Genomic DNA, 14331 nt, shown 5'->3' with positions numbered 1-14331 from the left:
CTAACCACTAGCTAAATAACTAAAACAAAATTACAAAATAAGGAAAATAAAATGGCTAAGGGGCAATCTCTACAAGACCCGTTCTTAAACGCTTTACGTCGTGAACGTATTCCAGTGTCTATCTATCTCGTGAACGGTATTAAACTTCAAGGTCAGATCGAATCATTCGATCAATTCGTGATCTTATTGAAGAACACTGTTAACCAAATGGTTTACAAGCACGCAATTTCAACAGTTGTTCCGGCTCGTCCAGTGAGCCACCACAGCGGTGATCGTCCACAAGGTGATCGCCCAGAGAAATCGGATGATTAATCTCTGAGTACAAATCGTTTTACTTTGAGGAGTTGATTGCTTGTTTGACCGTTATGAAGCCGGTGAGCGAGCCGTACTTGTTCATATCAACTTCACGCAAGAAGGGGAGTGGGAAGATCTCAGCGAGTTTGAGATGTTGGTGTCTTCCGCTGGCGTATCCTCGTTACAAGTCGTAACGGGTAGTCGTCAGTCACCACTCCCGAAATACTATGTCGGTGAGGGTAAAGCCCAGGAAATCGCACAAATTGTGCAATCGACTGACGCTGATATTGTGATTTTCAATCACGCCCTCTCTCCTGCCCAAGAACGTAACCTCGAAGCACTTTGTCAGTGTCGAGTGGTAGACCGTACCGGTTTGATTCTCGATATCTTTGCACAACGCGCTCGAACCCACGAAGGTAAATTGCAAGTTGAGCTTGCTCAGCTTAGACATATCTCTACGCGATTGATTCGTGGTTGGACGCACCTTGAAAGACAAAAAGGTGGTATCGGTTTACGTGGGCCAGGTGAAACACAGTTAGAAACTGACCGTCGTTTGTTGCGTGAGCGTATTAAAGCAATCCTGCGTCGTTTGGACAAAGTGGCCAAGCAGCGTGAACAAGGACGCCGTGCGCGAAATAGAGCAGAAATACCAACCATCTCATTAGTCGGTTATACCAACGCAGGGAAATCTACGCTGTTTAACCGTATTACTGCAGCTGGCGTTTATGCTGCTGATCAATTGTTTGCAACGTTGGATCCAACGCTGCGAAAAATCGAACTTGCTGATGTTGGCCCAGCAATACTGGCTGATACGGTAGGGTTTATTCGACACTTACCTCACGATCTTGTTGCAGCCTTTAAGGCAACGTTACAAGAGACGCAAGAAGCTGACATTTTGTTACATGTTGTTGATGCCAGTGATGAACGTTTTCGTGAGAACATGCAAGCTGTTCAGATCGTCTTAGAAGAGATTGATGCCCACGAGGTGCCTTCTTTGGTTGTGATGAACAAAATTGATAATCTAGAAAACCAAAAACCACGTATTGAACGTGATGAAGAAGGCATGCCATGCACAGTGTGGGTGTCGGCAATGGAAGGCATCGGTATTGATCTGTTGTTTGAGGCGCTGACAGAACGTCTAGCAAGTCAAATGGTTCAATATCAACTGTGTGTTCCGCCGCAACATCAAGGGCGATTACGCAGTACATTCTTCCAAATGAAGAGTATTCAGCAAGAAGAATATGATCAAGATGGTAACTTGTTGATAAATATCCGCATGCAACAAGTAGATTGGTCTAGACTTGAAAAAAGAGAAGGGGCAGTTTTACGTGACTTTATAGTTACTTAAATGACTGCTACAGTATAACGTCATATCAAATGATGGAGCTTTCTAATGGCGTGGAATGAGCCTGGTAATAATAACGGCGACAAAGGCCGCGATAATGACCCATGGGGTAATAATAATCGCGGTAACAAAGGTGGCCGTGAACAAGGACCGCCAGACTTAGACGAAGTCTTCAACAAACTGAGTCAGAAGCTGGGTGGCAAATTTGGTGGTGGAAAAGGCGGTAAAGGCCCTTCTATCGGCGGTGGCGGTGCACTAGGTGTTGGTGTTATTGCAGCTATCGCGGTAGCAATTTGGTTCTTTTCTGGATTTTACACCATTGGTGAAGCTGAACGTGGTGTCGTACTTCGTTTAGGTAAATATGACAACCGCATCGTCGATCCTGGTCTTAACTGGCGCCCTCGCTTTATTGATGAAGTGACTGCGGTTAACGTTCAGGCGATCCGCTCGCTACGTGCCTCTGGCACAATGCTGACCAAAGACGAAAACGTTGTGACCGTCGGTATGGATATTCAGTACCGTGTTTCGGATCCATACAAATACCTATACCAAGTGACTAACGCGGATGACAGCTTACGCCAAGCAACAGATTCTGCGCTACGTGCGGTTATTGGTGACTCACTGATGGATAGCATTCTAACCAGCGGTCGTCAGCAAATTCGTCAAAATACACAAGAAACGTTGAACAACATTATCGCGAATTACGATATGGGTTTGACGATTGTTGATGTGAACTTCCAGTCAGCACGTCCACCTGAGCAAGTAAAAGATGCATTTGATGATGCTATCGCAGCTCGTGAGGATGCTGAGCGTTTTGAGCGTGAAGCAGAAGCTTACCGTAACGACATTTTGCCAAAAGCAACAGGTCGTGCAGAGCGTTTGAAGAAAGAAGCATTGGGTTATTCTGAGCGTGTAACTAACGAAGCGTTAGGTCAAGTTGCTCAGTTTGAAAAACTGCTTCCAGAATATCAAGCTGCGCCAGACGTGACTCGTGACCGTCTGTACCTAGATACGATGGAAGAAGTGTACTCGAATACTTCTAAGGTTCTTATCGATTCTGAATCGAGCGGCAACTTACTTTACCTACCAATCGATAAGCTGGCAGGTCAAGAAGGTCAAACTCAAACTAAACGTAGTTCGAAGTCATCTTCAACGTACGATCAAATTGAGCTTGAGTCGAAAACTACGGAGTCAACATCAGACACTTCATCTCGTTCATCTGATTCGCGCCAAGGGAGATACTAATAATGCGTAAGTTAATGATCCCTGTATTGGTTGTTGCTTTATCGATCATGCTGATGTCACTGTTTGTGATCCCAGAAGGCGAGCGCGGTATCGTGATTCGTTTTGGTCGAGTACTGAAAGATAACAATGAAATCGCTCGTATCTACGAACCAGGCCTACATTTCAAAATGCCTATGTTTGACAGTGTGAAAACACTGGATGCTCGTATTCAAACAATGGACGGTCGTTCGGATCGTTTTGTAACGTCTGAGAAAAAAGACGTGATCATCGATACCTACGTGAAATGGCGTATTAAAGATTTCGGCCAATACTATCTAGCAACAGGTGGTGGTAACACATTGACCGCTGAAACGTTGCTAGAGCGTAAAGTGACCGATCTACTACGTTCTGAAATCGGTTCGCGTGAAATCAAGCAAATTGTATCGGGTCCGCGTAATAAAGATGTACTGCCTCCAGCAGATAACATCGATAGCGTGGCGACGACAGAAGCTGCGAAAGAAGCGTTAGAGATTGATGGCGAACGTGATGTCATCATGGCGAACGTTTTGAATGGTTCTCGTCAGAGTGCAATGGATGACTTGGGTGTTGAGATTGTTGATTTCCGTATGAAGAAAATCAACCTTCCAGATAACATCAGTGATTCAATCTACAAGCGTATGCGTGCTGAGCGTGAATCAGTGGCGCGTAAGTTCCGTTCACAAGGTCGTGAGAAAGCAGAAGTTATCCGCGCTCAAGCTGAGCTAGAAGTGGCGACAACGTTGGCAGAAGCAGACAGAACCGCACGAGTAACACGTGGTGAAGCAGATGCACAATCAGCGAAGATCTACTCTGATGCATACAGCAAAGATCCTGAATTCTTCAGCTTCTTACGTTCATTGAAAGCGTATGAGAAATCATTCAGCAACAAGAACGACATTCTAGTGTTGGATCCGAACAGCGAGTTCTTCCAATACATGAACAATGCGAAAGGTGCGCCAGCGAAATAAGCGGCCTGATAAGCACACAGTAAAGGCTCCTTTTTAGGGGCCTTTCTTTTTGCCGGTATAGAATACAAATCAAGATAAGTCTCTGTTCAATGCTGCTGATTTTCTCCCGCACATTGCTGACTATTTATCTCGATGATTAATGATGAATTAAGAGGTTGTGATGTCAAATTCAATCTGGGTAGCGATCGGGCTGGTATTGATTGTTGAAGGGCTTGGTCCATTGATCGCCCCAAATGGTTGGCGAAATATGGTTGCTGAGTTGAGTCGTCAGCCGGATGATCACTTGCGACGTATTGGCGGTTGCTTAGTGGTGGCTGGTGCGGTGATCGCGTACTGTTTTAGTTAACGCCGCGTCACCGCTAAGCTACAAAGCGAGATAATTTGCCGCTTTGACTTTGCTTTGATTAATAGTGCGGTGGTGGCGTTTCTTCTGATGGATCGGCGAGATTCGACGAGTCCAAATTCTTTACTTTACCCGCTACGTATTTCATTTGATCCTGCATCTTGCTAATCAACAGCTGTTGTTGACTCAATGCATCATTCAATGAATCAATTGTCTGCTCTTGGAAAGCAAGTTGACATTCAAGGTCGTTAATACGGTTTTCAAGTTCAGTGATGTGCTTTTCTGTCATGGTATTAATCTAATGTCCAAGCCTGGGCGATGCCGGCAGAGGTGCCAGAGACAACGCGGTGTTGATTATCGAAGGCCGCATCATACACTACTGCCCGAGGAGGACGAGCATCTTTTAAAGGCTCGGCTTCAAAACCTTCCAAGCGCTTACCTGTCAGTGAATCCCATACCATCACTCGACTCGACGGTGTGCCGGTAATTAACTGCAGACCATCATCGGAAAAACGCGCACTGGAAAAAATCAGTTGGCGTGAAAAACTGCTTAACTGGCTGACTTCTTTCCCGCTGACTAAGTCCCACACGACCGCATGATTACCCCCATCGGAGGAAAATGCGTATTTCCCGTCACGATGAAGAGCGACGCGATTGACGCGTTGGTCATGGTTAAAAGTATGTTGAATTTGTCCGCTGGTGGTATCCCAGAGATAGGCGGTGTAATCGTTCCCGCCGGTTAACGCAAAGCGCCCGTTGGGCGAAAGGGCAACAGAATTAACTTTTTCGTTGTGAGCGAGGAACTCTATGCGTCGTCCGGTGACTAAATTGACATGGATGGCTTTGCCATTGGAGAGCCCCAGCAAGACTTGTTCACCGTTACTGGAAATATCAACGTCACGGATAGTTCCATCGGAGATTGACCACAACCCTTGTGATTGGCTCCAAGCTAAGTCCCAAACGGCAAAGTTAAACTGTGTGGCGGTAATGGCATAACGGCCATTATCGGAAATGCGGATACGAGAAACGGTATTGGCTTGTTGATCTTGCGCGCCTAACGAAGCCAATTGTTGCGATTGATAAAGATCCCAAAGCACCAGTTGATGCTCTTTGGAGTAGGCAAGCGCAAAGCGAGCGTCGCGACTGAGTGCGAAACTGGTTGTGCCTTGAGGCTCAAGTTCCCAACGTTGATCGTCAGAGGCCCAAAAAAAGCAGCCATTTAACGCTGTGATGACAAAGCCAATGAGTAGAGAGTTAAAAATTATCCGCATCAAGTTCAATTATCCACTTGGTTTACGTTTCATTCAGACGCATATTGGCTATATTGGTATAACATGCGAGTGCGTACCAGTTTTTATTAAAGATTTGTGCACAAAGACAAAATGCCTTAATTGGAGAATTAAATGAAATCGATTTTTAAAGTGTCATTGCTTGCTGCTACTGTTGCGCTAGCGGTTGGCTGTCAGAAAGAAGAAGAGCCAAAAAAAGAAGTTGCACCGGCTGTTGAACAAGTTCAAGCGGAAACAGGCAAAGCGGTTCACTTTAAAACGGAAGATGACAAAGCGGCATACGCGATTGGTGTCTCATTTGCTGGTTACCTATCTCAAAGCCTAGATAAGCCAAGTGAAATCGGCATTACTTTGAATAAAGATTTGGTACTAAAAGGTATCTCTGATCAATTTGCTGGCGACGTTGCTCTAGACCAAGCGCAAACTCGCGCAGCGCTAGAAGCGTTAGATAAGCGTGTTGCTGAAATTATGCAAGTGAAAGCGGAAGAGCAGCAAAAAGCAGCACAAGAAGCGGCGAAAGTGGCACTTAAAGCCGGTGCTGATTTCCGTGCTGAGTTCGCTAAACAAGAAGGCGTTAAGACCACCGATTCTGGCCTAATGTACCAAGTGATCACACAAGGTGACGGTGCGAAGCCGAAAGACACTGATACGGTTGAAGTACATTACAAAGGCACGCTGATCGATGGCACTCAATTCGATAGCTCATACGATCGCAATGAAACGGCAACGTTCCCGCTGAACCGCGTGATCAGTGGTTGGACTGAAGGCTTACAGCTAATGCCTGTGGGTTCTAAATTTAAGTTTGTTTTGCCACCAGAACTTGCATACGGTAGCCAAGACACACCGACTATCCCAGCGAACTCTACGTTGGTGTTTGAAGTGGAACTGGTTAATATCGACAAGCCTGCTCAGTAAGCGATTCGCTATTATTACGTAGCATCAGCGATAAAATATCCATAAAAAGACTCGGCATCGCCGAGTCTTTTTTTGTCTGTTGCTCGTCAATTCAAGGTGAGTAGGGGCGGTCAAACAATCGAGTCGCCGCGCAAATTGCACAGCAGTGCGAATGATTTATTTGTTCTAAATCACTAGTTGACGGTATAGCTAGGTGTTCTATTCAAAATTTCTGATAAACTTACATCAATTTGTTGATTTATCGCTCGAAGGCTAAAGAAAGTGACCACGACTGAAACCTTAAATACGGATATGTTGCTCGAGATGGAATCCGTTCATGTGATGCCATTCAGTGAGCACGATAAAATCATTCTAAGATCTTATGAGGCTGTTGTAGATGGCATTGCGAGCCTGATTGGCCCGTTTTGTGAAATCGTACTGCACTCGTTAGAAGATCTGAATACTTCGGCAATCAAGATTGCCAATGGTGAAAATACCGGGCGCCAAGTGGGCTCTCCTATCACCGATCTTGCATTGAAAATGCTGAAAGATATCGAAGGTTCTGAGCGTAACTTCTCTCGTTCTTACTTCACTCGCGCTAAAGGTGGCGTGCTGATGAAGTCAATTACGGTCGCGATCCGCAATGGCGACAACCGCGTGATTGGTTTGTTGTGTGTCAACGTCAACTTGGATGCGCCATTCTCACAAGTTCTGCAATCATTCATGCCAACACAAGAAGCCAAAGATGCCGCATCATCGGTTAACTTTGCTAGTGATGTTGAAGAGCTGGTGGACCAAACCGTTGAACGCACAATCGAAGAGATCAACGCTGATAAATCGGTATCAAACAACACCAAGAACCGTCAAATCGTGATGGAGTTGTACGACAAAGGTATTTTCGACATCAAAGATGCGATTAACCGTGTCGCTGACCGACTCAATATCTCGAAACATACGGTTTATCTGTATATTCGTCAGCGAAAAATTGAGGATGAAGAGAAGTGTCTCTAACCTATACCTTGGTAGTGAATGGTTCCGTGTATGGCAGTCAAGCTGCACGGAATGCCTACCAGTTTGCGAGCGCATTAGTTACCCAAGGACACACTCTCGTGAGTGTGTTTTTTTATCAAGATGGTGTGACCAATGGTTCGGCACTCAGTGTGCCGGCCAATGATGAATTTGATTTGACCAAAGCGTGGCAAACCTTAGCTCTGCAGCACAATGTACGCTTGGAGACCTGTGTGGCGGCCGCATTGCGTCGTGGTATCGTCAGTCAGGGGGAAGCAACCCAACATGGTCTCGTGCAGCACAACCTCGCTGATGGCTTTTCTCAGGCCGGATTAGGCAGCCTAGCCGAAGCTATGCTAACCCAAGATAGAGTGGTGCAGTTTTGAGTCAATTAACCTACGTATTTAGAAGCTCGCCACATAAAACCAGTGCTGGGCGTGAAGGCATTGATGCGCTACTTGCCGCGTCGGCGTATTGTGAAGATATCTGCGTATTGTTCATTGGTGATGGTGTTTATCAATTATTGCAAGGTCAGCAACCGCAGGGAATTCTTAGCAAAGATTATGCGCCAATGCTGAAGTTGTTTGATTTGTATGACATTGAACAAGTGTTTGTTTGCGCCGATTCACTCGCGCAGCGCGGATTGGGACAAGCTGACTTGGTGATTGCGGCAGAGCGATTGGAGCCTGCTGAAATCAAACTCAAATTACATCAAGCCAGCAAGCTGCTGTCATTCTGAGAACTCACTATGTTACATATCGTTCAAACTGCTCAAGCGCTTTCTGAAGTGAGTGATGCCTACCAAGAGGGCGACCAAGTTCTCTTGGTTGAGGATTCCGTTTACGTCAGCCATGCGCAACACCCGATGTTTACTATACTCAAGCCGATGGATGTTTCCGTGCTTAAAGAAGATGCTTTAGCGCGTGGGATTTTTAACCGAGTGAGCCCATCGCTATGCGTGGTGGACTTTGCTGGCTTTGTTGAGTTAACCGCCACACACCCAACATCGTTGACTTGGAATTAACAGATTGTCTTTATTTTCCTTCGAGGAAGTGCCATGGCCGTCTCGAAGGTTAAAAAAGATCTGTATATTTCTTGACACACCTCTCACTGCTGCATAGAATTTTGCGTCCCTATTTGTGCGAAGTGAATTTTCACTCGGCGATAGGGATAGATTTTTCACAAAGCTTACTTTCAAGTAATTCAGGAGCTAGTTAATGGCAACTATTAACCAGTTGGTTCGCAAGCCTCGTGCAAAGCAAGTTGTTAAAAGCAACGTGCCAGCACTAGAAGCGTGCCCACAAAAACGTGGTGTATGTACTCGTGTTTACACTACTACACCTAAAAAACCTAACTCAGCACTTCGTAAAGTTTGTCGTGTACGTCTGACAAATGGCTTCGAAGTTACATCGTACATCGGCGGTGAAGGTCACAACCTTCAAGAGCACAGTGTTGTACTAATCCGTGGCGGTCGTGTAAAAGACCTTCCGGGTGTTCGTTACCACACAGTTCGCGGCGCACTTGACTGTGCTGGCGTAAACGACCGTAAACAAGCTCGTTCTAAGTACGGTGTGAAACGTCCTAAGTCTTAATGGATTCCGTTAAGTAAGGCCAAACACTAAAATATTTAATTTTTGAAGAAACTGAAAAGTTTTGGATAACCTGAAAAAGACAACGGAGAATATCCATGCCACGTCGTCGCGTTATTGGTCAGCGTAAGATCCTTCCAGATCCAAAATTCAAATCTGAATTGCTGGCAAAATTCGTTAACATTCTTATGGTTGACGGTAAAAAATCTACTGCAGAGAAAATTGTTTACACTGCACTAGACACTATGGCTGAGAAATCTGGTAAAGATCACTTAGCTGTATTTGAAGAAGCTCTTGAAAACATTCGCCCAGCGGTAGAAGTTAAATCTCGCCGTGTAGGTGGTTCAACTTACCAAGTACCTGTAGAAGTACGTCCGGTTCGCCGTAACGCACTTGCTATGCGTTGGGTAGTTGAAGCTGCGCGTAAGCGTGGTGAAAAATCTATGGCTGCTCGCCTAGCTGCTGAAATGCTAGACGCGTCAGAAAACAAAGGTACTGCTGTTAAGAAACGTGAAGACGTTCACCGTATGGCAGAAGCGAACAAAGCATTCGCTCATTACCGCTGGTAATACCTTTTCAGTGCTGCGGGGATCCTCGCAGCACTTCTTTAGTTCCTATGCATATGCTAGGAACTATTGCTATATCTAGGGGTAGCGTTTTTACCACCCTTGAAGATAGCAATAGTCCCTAAGTTAAGAGGATTCACCGTGGCTCGTAAAACCCCTATTGAGCGCTACCGTAATATCGGTATCTGTGCGCACGTAGACGCAGGTAAAACTACCACAACTGAACGTATTCTGTTCTACACAGGCCTTTCTCACAAAATCGGTGAAGTTCACGATGGTGCTGCTACCATGGACTGGATGGAGCAAGAGCAAGAGCGTGGCATTACGATTACGTCTGCAGCGACAACCACCTTCTGGCGTGGTATGGACGCACAGTTCCAAGATCACCGTGTAAACATCATTGATACTCCTGGACACGTTGACTTCACGATTGAAGTTGAACGTTCTCTGCGTGTGCTTGATGGTGCTGTGGTTGTGTTCTGTGGTTCATCAGGTGTAGAACCTCAGTCTGAAACCGTTTGGCGTCAAGCAGACAAATACCAAGTTCCGCGCTTAGTATTCGTCAACAAGATGGACCGTACTGGTGCAGACTTCTTACGTGTTGTTGACCAAATTAAAAACCGTCTTGGTGCAAACCCTGTTCCTATCCAACTTAACGTTGGTGCAGAAGAGGATTTCAAAGGTGTTATCGACCTTATCAAGATGAAAATGATCAACTGGAATGAAGCCGATCAAGGCATGTCTTTCTCTTACGAAGACATTCCAGCTGACATGCAAGAACTTGCTGAAGAATGGCGCAACAACCTAGTTGAAGCGGCAGCAGAAGCCAGCGAAGAGTTGATGGATAAATATCTTGAAGACGGTGAGCTGACTGAAGTTGAGATCAAAGAAGCACTACGTACTCGTACACTAAACAATGAAATCGTGCTGGCCACTTGTGGTAGTGCGTTCAAAAATAAAGGTGTGCAAGCGGTACTTGATGCTGTGGTTGAATACTTACCATCGCCTGTTGATGTTCCTGCAATTCAAGGTGTCGACGACAATGGTAACGACGTTGAGCGTCATGCTGACGACAACGAACCGTTCTCTGCGCTAGCATTTAAAATTGCAACGGACCCATTTGTGGGTACGTTAACCTTCATGCGCGTTTATTCTGGTGTGGTAAACACTGGTGATACTGTTTACAACTCAGTAAAAGAAAAGCGTGAGCGCTTTGGTCGCATCGTACAGATGCATGCCAATAAACGTGAAGAAGTAAAAGAAATTCGTGCGGGCGATATTGCCGCTGCAATCGGTCTAAAAGACGTAACGACAGGTGAAACCCTGTGTGATCAGAGCCACAAAGTGATTCTAGAGCGCATGGAATTCCCTGAACCTGTTATTCAGATTGTCGTTGAGCCTCGTTCGCAAGCAGATCAAGATAAGATGGCTATTGCACTAGGTAAACTAGCAGCAGAAGATCCATCTTTCCGCGTGGAAACGGATAACGAAACAGGTCAGACTCTGATCTCTGGTATGGGTGAGCTTCACCTTGATATCATCGTTGACCGTATGAAGCGTGAATTCAGCGTTGATTGCAACGTTGGTAAACCTCAGGTTGCTTACCGTGAAACCATTCGTGGTTCAGCGGAAGTGGAAGGCAAGTTCGTTCGTCAATCTGGCGGTCGCGGTCAATACGGTCACGTATGGATCAAACTTGAGCCTTCAGAACTGGGTGAAGGTTTCGTCTTTGTTGATGAGATCGTTGGCGGTACTGTACCAAAAGAGTTTATTAGCTCGGTAGGTAAAGGTATCGAAGAGCAAATGAATAGCGGTGTATTAGCTGGCTATCCTGTACTGGATATTAAAGCGACGCTATTTGATGGTTCTTACCACGATGTCGATTCAAGCGAAATGGCGTTTAAAATCGCAGGTTCAATGGCATTCAGAAAGGGCGCGCTTGAAGCGAACCCTGTTATTCTGGAGCCGATGATGAAAGTTGAAGTAACCACTCCTGAAGATTGGATGGGTGATGTTGTAGGTGACTTAAACCGTCGCCGCGGCATGATCGAAGGTATGGATGAAGGCCACGCAGGTCTGAAGATCATCCGTGCTCAAGTACCACTATCTCAAATGTTTGGTTATGCAACCGATCTACGTTCTGCAACTCAAGGTCGCGCCTCATACTCTATGGAGTTTCATGAGTACGCAGAAGTACCGAAGAACTTTGCAGATGCCATTATGGCAGAGCGTGGTTACTAATCGGGCTCGTTGCCTGTAAAAAAGTCAGCGACTTTTTTGCAGATCAATACGTCCAAATATTGCGCTGACGGACGTTGGCGCATAAAATAGCAAATTCTGGCGCGTCGATGATCAATTCTGGTCACGACGAATCATAACTAGGAAGGAACACGAACGTGTCTAAAGAAAAATTTGAACGTGTAAAACCGCACGTAAACGTTGGTACTATCGGCCACGTTGACCACGGTAAAACAACTCTAACTGCAGCTATCTGTACTACTCTATCAAAAGTATACGGCGGTTCAGCTCGTGACTTCGCATCAATCGATAACGCTCCAGAAGAGCGTGAGCGCGGTATCACAATCTCTACTTCACACGTAGAATACGATACTCCAACTCGTCACTACGCACACGTAGACTGTCCAGGACACGCGGATTATGTTAAAAACATGATCACTGGTGCTGCACAGATGGACGGTGGTATCCTAGTTGTTGCTGCAACAGATGGTCCAATGCCACAAACTCGTGAGCACATCCTACTAGGCCGTCAGGTTGGTATCCCTTACATCATCGTATTCATGAACAAATGTGACATGGTAGATGACGAAGAGCTACTAGAACTAGTAGAAATGGAAGTTCGTGAACTTCTTTCTGAGTACGATTTCCCAGGTGATGACCTACCAGTTATCCAAGGTTCTGCACTAGGCGCACTAAACGGCGAAGAGCAGTGGGAAGCTAAGATCATTGAACTTGCAGAAGCTCTAGATTCTTACATTCCAGAACCTGAGCGTGCAATCGATATGCCATTCCTAATGCCAATCGAAGACGTATTCTCAATCCAAGGTCGTGGTACAGTAGTAACTGGCCGTATCGAGCGCGGTATCCTAAACGTAGGTGACGAAGTAGCAATCGTAGGTATCAAAGATACTACAACTACTACTTGTACTGGTGTTGAAATGTTCCGTAAACTGCTTGACGAAGGTCGTGCAGGTGAGAACGTTGGTGCACTTCTACGTGGTACTAAGCGTGATGACGTTGAACGTGGTCAAGTACTAGCTAAGCCTGGTTCAATCACTCCACACACTAAGTTCGAGTCAGAAGTATACGTACTTTCTAAAGACGAAGGCGGCCGTCATACTCCGTTCTTCAAAGGCTACCGTCCACAGTTCTACTTCCGTACAACTGACGTAACTGGTGATATCTCTCTACCAGAAGGCGTAGAAATGGTAATGCCAGGCGACAACATCCAAATGATCGTTGAGCTAATCGCTCCAATCGCAATGGATGAAGGCCTACGTTTCGCTATCCGTGAAGGTGGCCGTACTGTAGGTGCTGGTGTTGTTGCTAAGATCTTCGCTTAATTCTTAGGAATTAAATGAAGGCATAGTAATTGCCGCATTTGAAAAGGGAAGCTTCGGCTTCCCTTTTTATTTTTGGTTATAAGAGAAATTACTCTCACACTTCACTCTAGCTTCGTTTCACTCCACAAAAACAATCCCTTATCTTTCCATGTATTGAGCTTTTTTATCTGCTCGTTTTTCCACACTGAAAATCGCCGAAATCCTGATTTATATATAGCGAATCGATCTTAAATTATGACTAGATCTAAGTGGTAATAAGAACGGTTCTTGTTTATATTTCTAGGCGAAATTTACGCTTTAGGAATTAAGATGTACGTTTGTCTCTGTCATGGTGTTTCCGATAAAAAGATCAAACAGTTAGTGTTGGAAGAAGGCATAGCGGATATGCGTAGCATCAGAAAATGCACCGCCCTAGGATCGCAATGTGGTAAATGCGTTAAGCAAGCCAAGCAAATCCTAAACGAAACCGCGGCACAATTGTACAAACAAGCCTGCTAAATCGGTCGTTCGTTTTTGACTCTTTGTTGATTGGTTCTACAGTTAAATGAACCAACAAGGAGGGTTATTTCATGAAAGGCGATCCGATTATTATTCAACATCTCAATAAAGTCCTCGGAAACGAGCTTGTTGCGATAAACCAATATTTCCTCCACGCACGCATGTACAAAGATTGGGGACTCAAGCACCTTGCGGATAAGGAGTATCACGAGTCAATCGATGAAATGAAGCATGCTGATCACCTGATTGAACGCATTTTGTTTCTCGAAGGTTTGCCCAATTTACAAGATTTGGGCAAGTTGATGATTGGTGAAGATGCAGAAGAGATGCTGACCAGTGATTTGCAGCTAGAGATGATGGCGATACCCGATTTGAAATCAGCCATCGCTTACGCCGAAGATGTACGTGATTATGTCTCTCGAGATCTGTTCCAAGATATTCTCGAAGATGAAGAAGAGCATGTCGATTGGTTGGAAACTCAGTTGGGTTTGATCAAGATGACCGGTATTGAAAACTATTTACAAGCTCAATTCGTCGACGATGATAGCGATAGCTAACTCTCTGTTTCAATTCTTAAATTTCGCGCTTGCATCGCGAGCGCCCCTTCACAGTTTTTCCTTTGCACTGTTGCATTTCTGTCCGCGACATTTTGCTTGCTAAATTTGCTTCCTTTCTGTACTATTCGTGCTCCTT

The 14331-nt window shown here is 45.3% G+C and carries 18 protein-coding genes; 16 read left to right on the top strand and 2 right to left on the bottom strand.

Annotated elements, in window-relative coordinates:
- The first annotated feature begins 51 nt into the window (after positions 1-51).
- The 5 genes from hfq (at position 52) to RJD38_RS04945 (ending at position 4216) form a co-directional block, all read left to right on the top strand.
- Positions 52-312, top strand: coding sequence for an RNA chaperone Hfq (gene hfq / locus RJD38_RS04965; RefSeq protein WP_065544968.1), 261 nt, complete (start codon positions 52-54; stop codon positions 310-312).
- 40 nt (positions 313-352) lie between these two features.
- Positions 353-1642, top strand: a complete 1290-nt coding sequence (gene hflX / locus RJD38_RS04960; protein ID WP_065544969.1) for a ribosome rescue GTPase HflX — start codon at positions 353-355, stop codon at positions 1640-1642.
- Between the two features lie 45 nt (positions 1643-1687).
- Complete coding sequence (gene hflK / locus RJD38_RS04955; RefSeq protein WP_009386861.1) at positions 1688-2884, top strand: FtsH protease activity modulator HflK; 1197 nt, start codon at positions 1688-1690, stop codon at positions 2882-2884.
- Between the two features lie 2 nt (positions 2885-2886).
- On the top strand, positions 2887-3870 hold the full coding sequence (gene hflC / locus RJD38_RS04950; protein ID WP_005595153.1) for a protease modulator HflC: 984 nt from the start codon (positions 2887-2889) through the stop codon (positions 3868-3870).
- A gap of 160 nt (positions 3871-4030) precedes the next feature.
- Positions 4031-4216, top strand: a complete 186-nt coding sequence (locus RJD38_RS04945) for a DUF2065 domain-containing protein (protein ID WP_065431015.1) — start codon at positions 4031-4033, stop codon at positions 4214-4216.
- A gap of 58 nt (positions 4217-4274) precedes the next feature.
- On the opposite strand, the gene RJD38_RS04940 is transcribed toward RJD38_RS04945, so the two are convergent.
- Positions 4275-4502 carry a SlyX family protein gene (locus RJD38_RS04940; protein ID WP_005595151.1) on the bottom strand — a complete coding sequence of 76 codons (228 nt, stop codon included), beginning with the start codon at positions 4500-4502 and terminating at the stop codon, positions 4275-4277.
- Positions 4503-4506: 4 nt separating this feature from the next.
- A complete protein-coding gene (locus RJD38_RS04935; RefSeq protein WP_065431014.1) occupies positions 4507-5484 on the bottom strand; it encodes a WD40 repeat domain-containing protein in 978 nt (325 codons plus the stop codon).
- Between the two features lie 132 nt (positions 5485-5616).
- Here RJD38_RS04935 and fkpA point away from each other — a divergent pair, with 132 nt between their 5' ends.
- The 11 genes from fkpA (at position 5617) to bfr (ending at position 14195) form a co-directional block, all read left to right on the top strand.
- Positions 5617-6417 (top strand): FKBP-type peptidyl-prolyl cis-trans isomerase, encoded by an 801-nt coding sequence (gene fkpA, locus RJD38_RS04930; RefSeq protein WP_065431013.1) that lies wholly within the window; start codon positions 5617-5619, stop codon positions 6415-6417.
- 261 nt (positions 6418-6678) lie between these two features.
- Positions 6679-7407 carry a helix-turn-helix transcriptional regulator gene (locus RJD38_RS04925; protein ID WP_005595147.1) on the top strand — a complete coding sequence of 243 codons (729 nt, stop codon included), beginning with the start codon at positions 6679-6681 and terminating at the stop codon, positions 7405-7407.
- Positions 7398-7790, top strand: coding sequence for a sulfurtransferase complex subunit TusD (gene tusD / locus RJD38_RS04920; protein WP_005595145.1), 393 nt, complete (start codon positions 7398-7400; stop codon positions 7788-7790). Before RJD38_RS04925 ends, tusD begins: the two co-directional genes overlap by 10 nt.
- The gene (gene tusC, locus RJD38_RS04915) at positions 7787-8143 is read left to right on the top strand and encodes a sulfurtransferase complex subunit TusC (RefSeq protein ID WP_005595142.1); all 357 of its coding nucleotides are present in this window, start codon (positions 7787-7789) and stop codon (positions 8141-8143) included. Before tusD ends, tusC begins: the two co-directional genes overlap by 4 nt.
- A gap of 9 nt (positions 8144-8152) precedes the next feature.
- A complete protein-coding gene (tusB, locus tag RJD38_RS04910) occupies positions 8153-8428 on the top strand; it encodes a sulfurtransferase complex subunit TusB (RefSeq protein WP_005595141.1) in 276 nt (91 codons plus the stop codon).
- Between the two features lie 193 nt (positions 8429-8621).
- Positions 8622-8996 carry a 30S ribosomal protein S12 gene (rpsL, locus tag RJD38_RS04905; RefSeq protein ID WP_005595139.1) on the top strand — a complete coding sequence of 125 codons (375 nt, stop codon included), beginning with the start codon at positions 8622-8624 and terminating at the stop codon, positions 8994-8996.
- A 95-nt stretch (positions 8997-9091) separates the two neighbouring features.
- Positions 9092-9562 carry a 30S ribosomal protein S7 gene (gene rpsG, locus RJD38_RS04900; RefSeq protein ID WP_005595138.1) on the top strand — a complete coding sequence of 157 codons (471 nt, stop codon included), beginning with the start codon at positions 9092-9094 and terminating at the stop codon, positions 9560-9562.
- Positions 9563-9700: 138 nt separating this feature from the next.
- Positions 9701-11800, top strand: a complete 2100-nt coding sequence (fusA, locus tag RJD38_RS04895; protein ID WP_005595136.1) for an elongation factor G — start codon at positions 9701-9703, stop codon at positions 11798-11800.
- Between the two features lie 155 nt (positions 11801-11955).
- On the top strand, positions 11956-13140 hold the full coding sequence (gene tuf, locus RJD38_RS04890) for an elongation factor Tu (RefSeq protein WP_065431012.1): 1185 nt from the start codon (positions 11956-11958) through the stop codon (positions 13138-13140).
- 309 nt (positions 13141-13449) lie between these two features.
- Positions 13450-13638: a (2Fe-2S)-binding protein gene (locus tag RJD38_RS04885; protein WP_005596625.1), complete on the top strand. Its 189-nt coding sequence runs from the start codon at positions 13450-13452 to the stop codon at positions 13636-13638.
- A 71-nt stretch (positions 13639-13709) separates the two neighbouring features.
- Positions 13710-14195: a bacterioferritin gene (gene bfr / locus RJD38_RS04880; protein WP_065431011.1), complete on the top strand. Its 486-nt coding sequence runs from the start codon at positions 13710-13712 to the stop codon at positions 14193-14195.
- The last annotated feature ends 136 nt before the right edge of the window (positions 14196-14331 follow it).

Source organism: Vibrio scophthalmi, assembly GCF_040869025.1.
GTDB classification, from domain to species: Bacteria; Pseudomonadota; Gammaproteobacteria; order Enterobacterales; family Vibrionaceae; genus Vibrio; species Vibrio scophthalmi.
The sequence above is the reverse complement of the archived record's forward strand: the minus strand, read 5'-3'. Positions and strand labels throughout refer to the sequence as shown.

Coding starts and splice junctions, on each gene's coding strand:
- fkpA (WP_065431013.1), top strand. CDS start 5,617: ATGAAATCGATTTTTAAAGTGTCATTGCTTGCTGCTACTGTTGCGCTA.
- RJD38_RS04945 (WP_065431015.1), top strand. CDS start 4,031: ATGTCAAATTCAATCTGGGTAGCGATCGGGCTGGTATTGATTGTTGAA.
- tusB (WP_005595141.1), top strand. CDS start 8,153: ATGTTACATATCGTTCAAACTGCTCAAGCGCTTTCTGAAGTGAGTGAT.
- bfr (WP_065431011.1), top strand. CDS start 13,710: ATGAAAGGCGATCCGATTATTATTCAACATCTCAATAAAGTCCTCGGA.
- hfq (WP_065544968.1), top strand. CDS start 52: ATGGCTAAGGGGCAATCTCTACAAGACCCGTTCTTAAACGCTTTACGT.
- rpsG (WP_005595138.1), top strand. CDS start 9,092: ATGCCACGTCGTCGCGTTATTGGTCAGCGTAAGATCCTTCCAGATCCA.
- rpsL (WP_005595139.1), top strand. CDS start 8,622: ATGGCAACTATTAACCAGTTGGTTCGCAAGCCTCGTGCAAAGCAAGTT.
- hflK (WP_009386861.1), top strand. CDS start 1,688: ATGGCGTGGAATGAGCCTGGTAATAATAACGGCGACAAAGGCCGCGAT.
- RJD38_RS04940 (WP_005595151.1), bottom strand. CDS start 4,502: ATGACAGAAAAGCACATCACTGAACTTGAAAACCGTATTAACGACCTT.
- RJD38_RS04885 (WP_005596625.1), top strand. CDS start 13,450: ATGTACGTTTGTCTCTGTCATGGTGTTTCCGATAAAAAGATCAAACAG.
- hflC (WP_005595153.1), top strand. CDS start 2,887: ATGCGTAAGTTAATGATCCCTGTATTGGTTGTTGCTTTATCGATCATG.
- RJD38_RS04935 (WP_065431014.1), bottom strand. CDS start 5,484: ATGCGGATAATTTTTAACTCTCTACTCATTGGCTTTGTCATCACAGCG.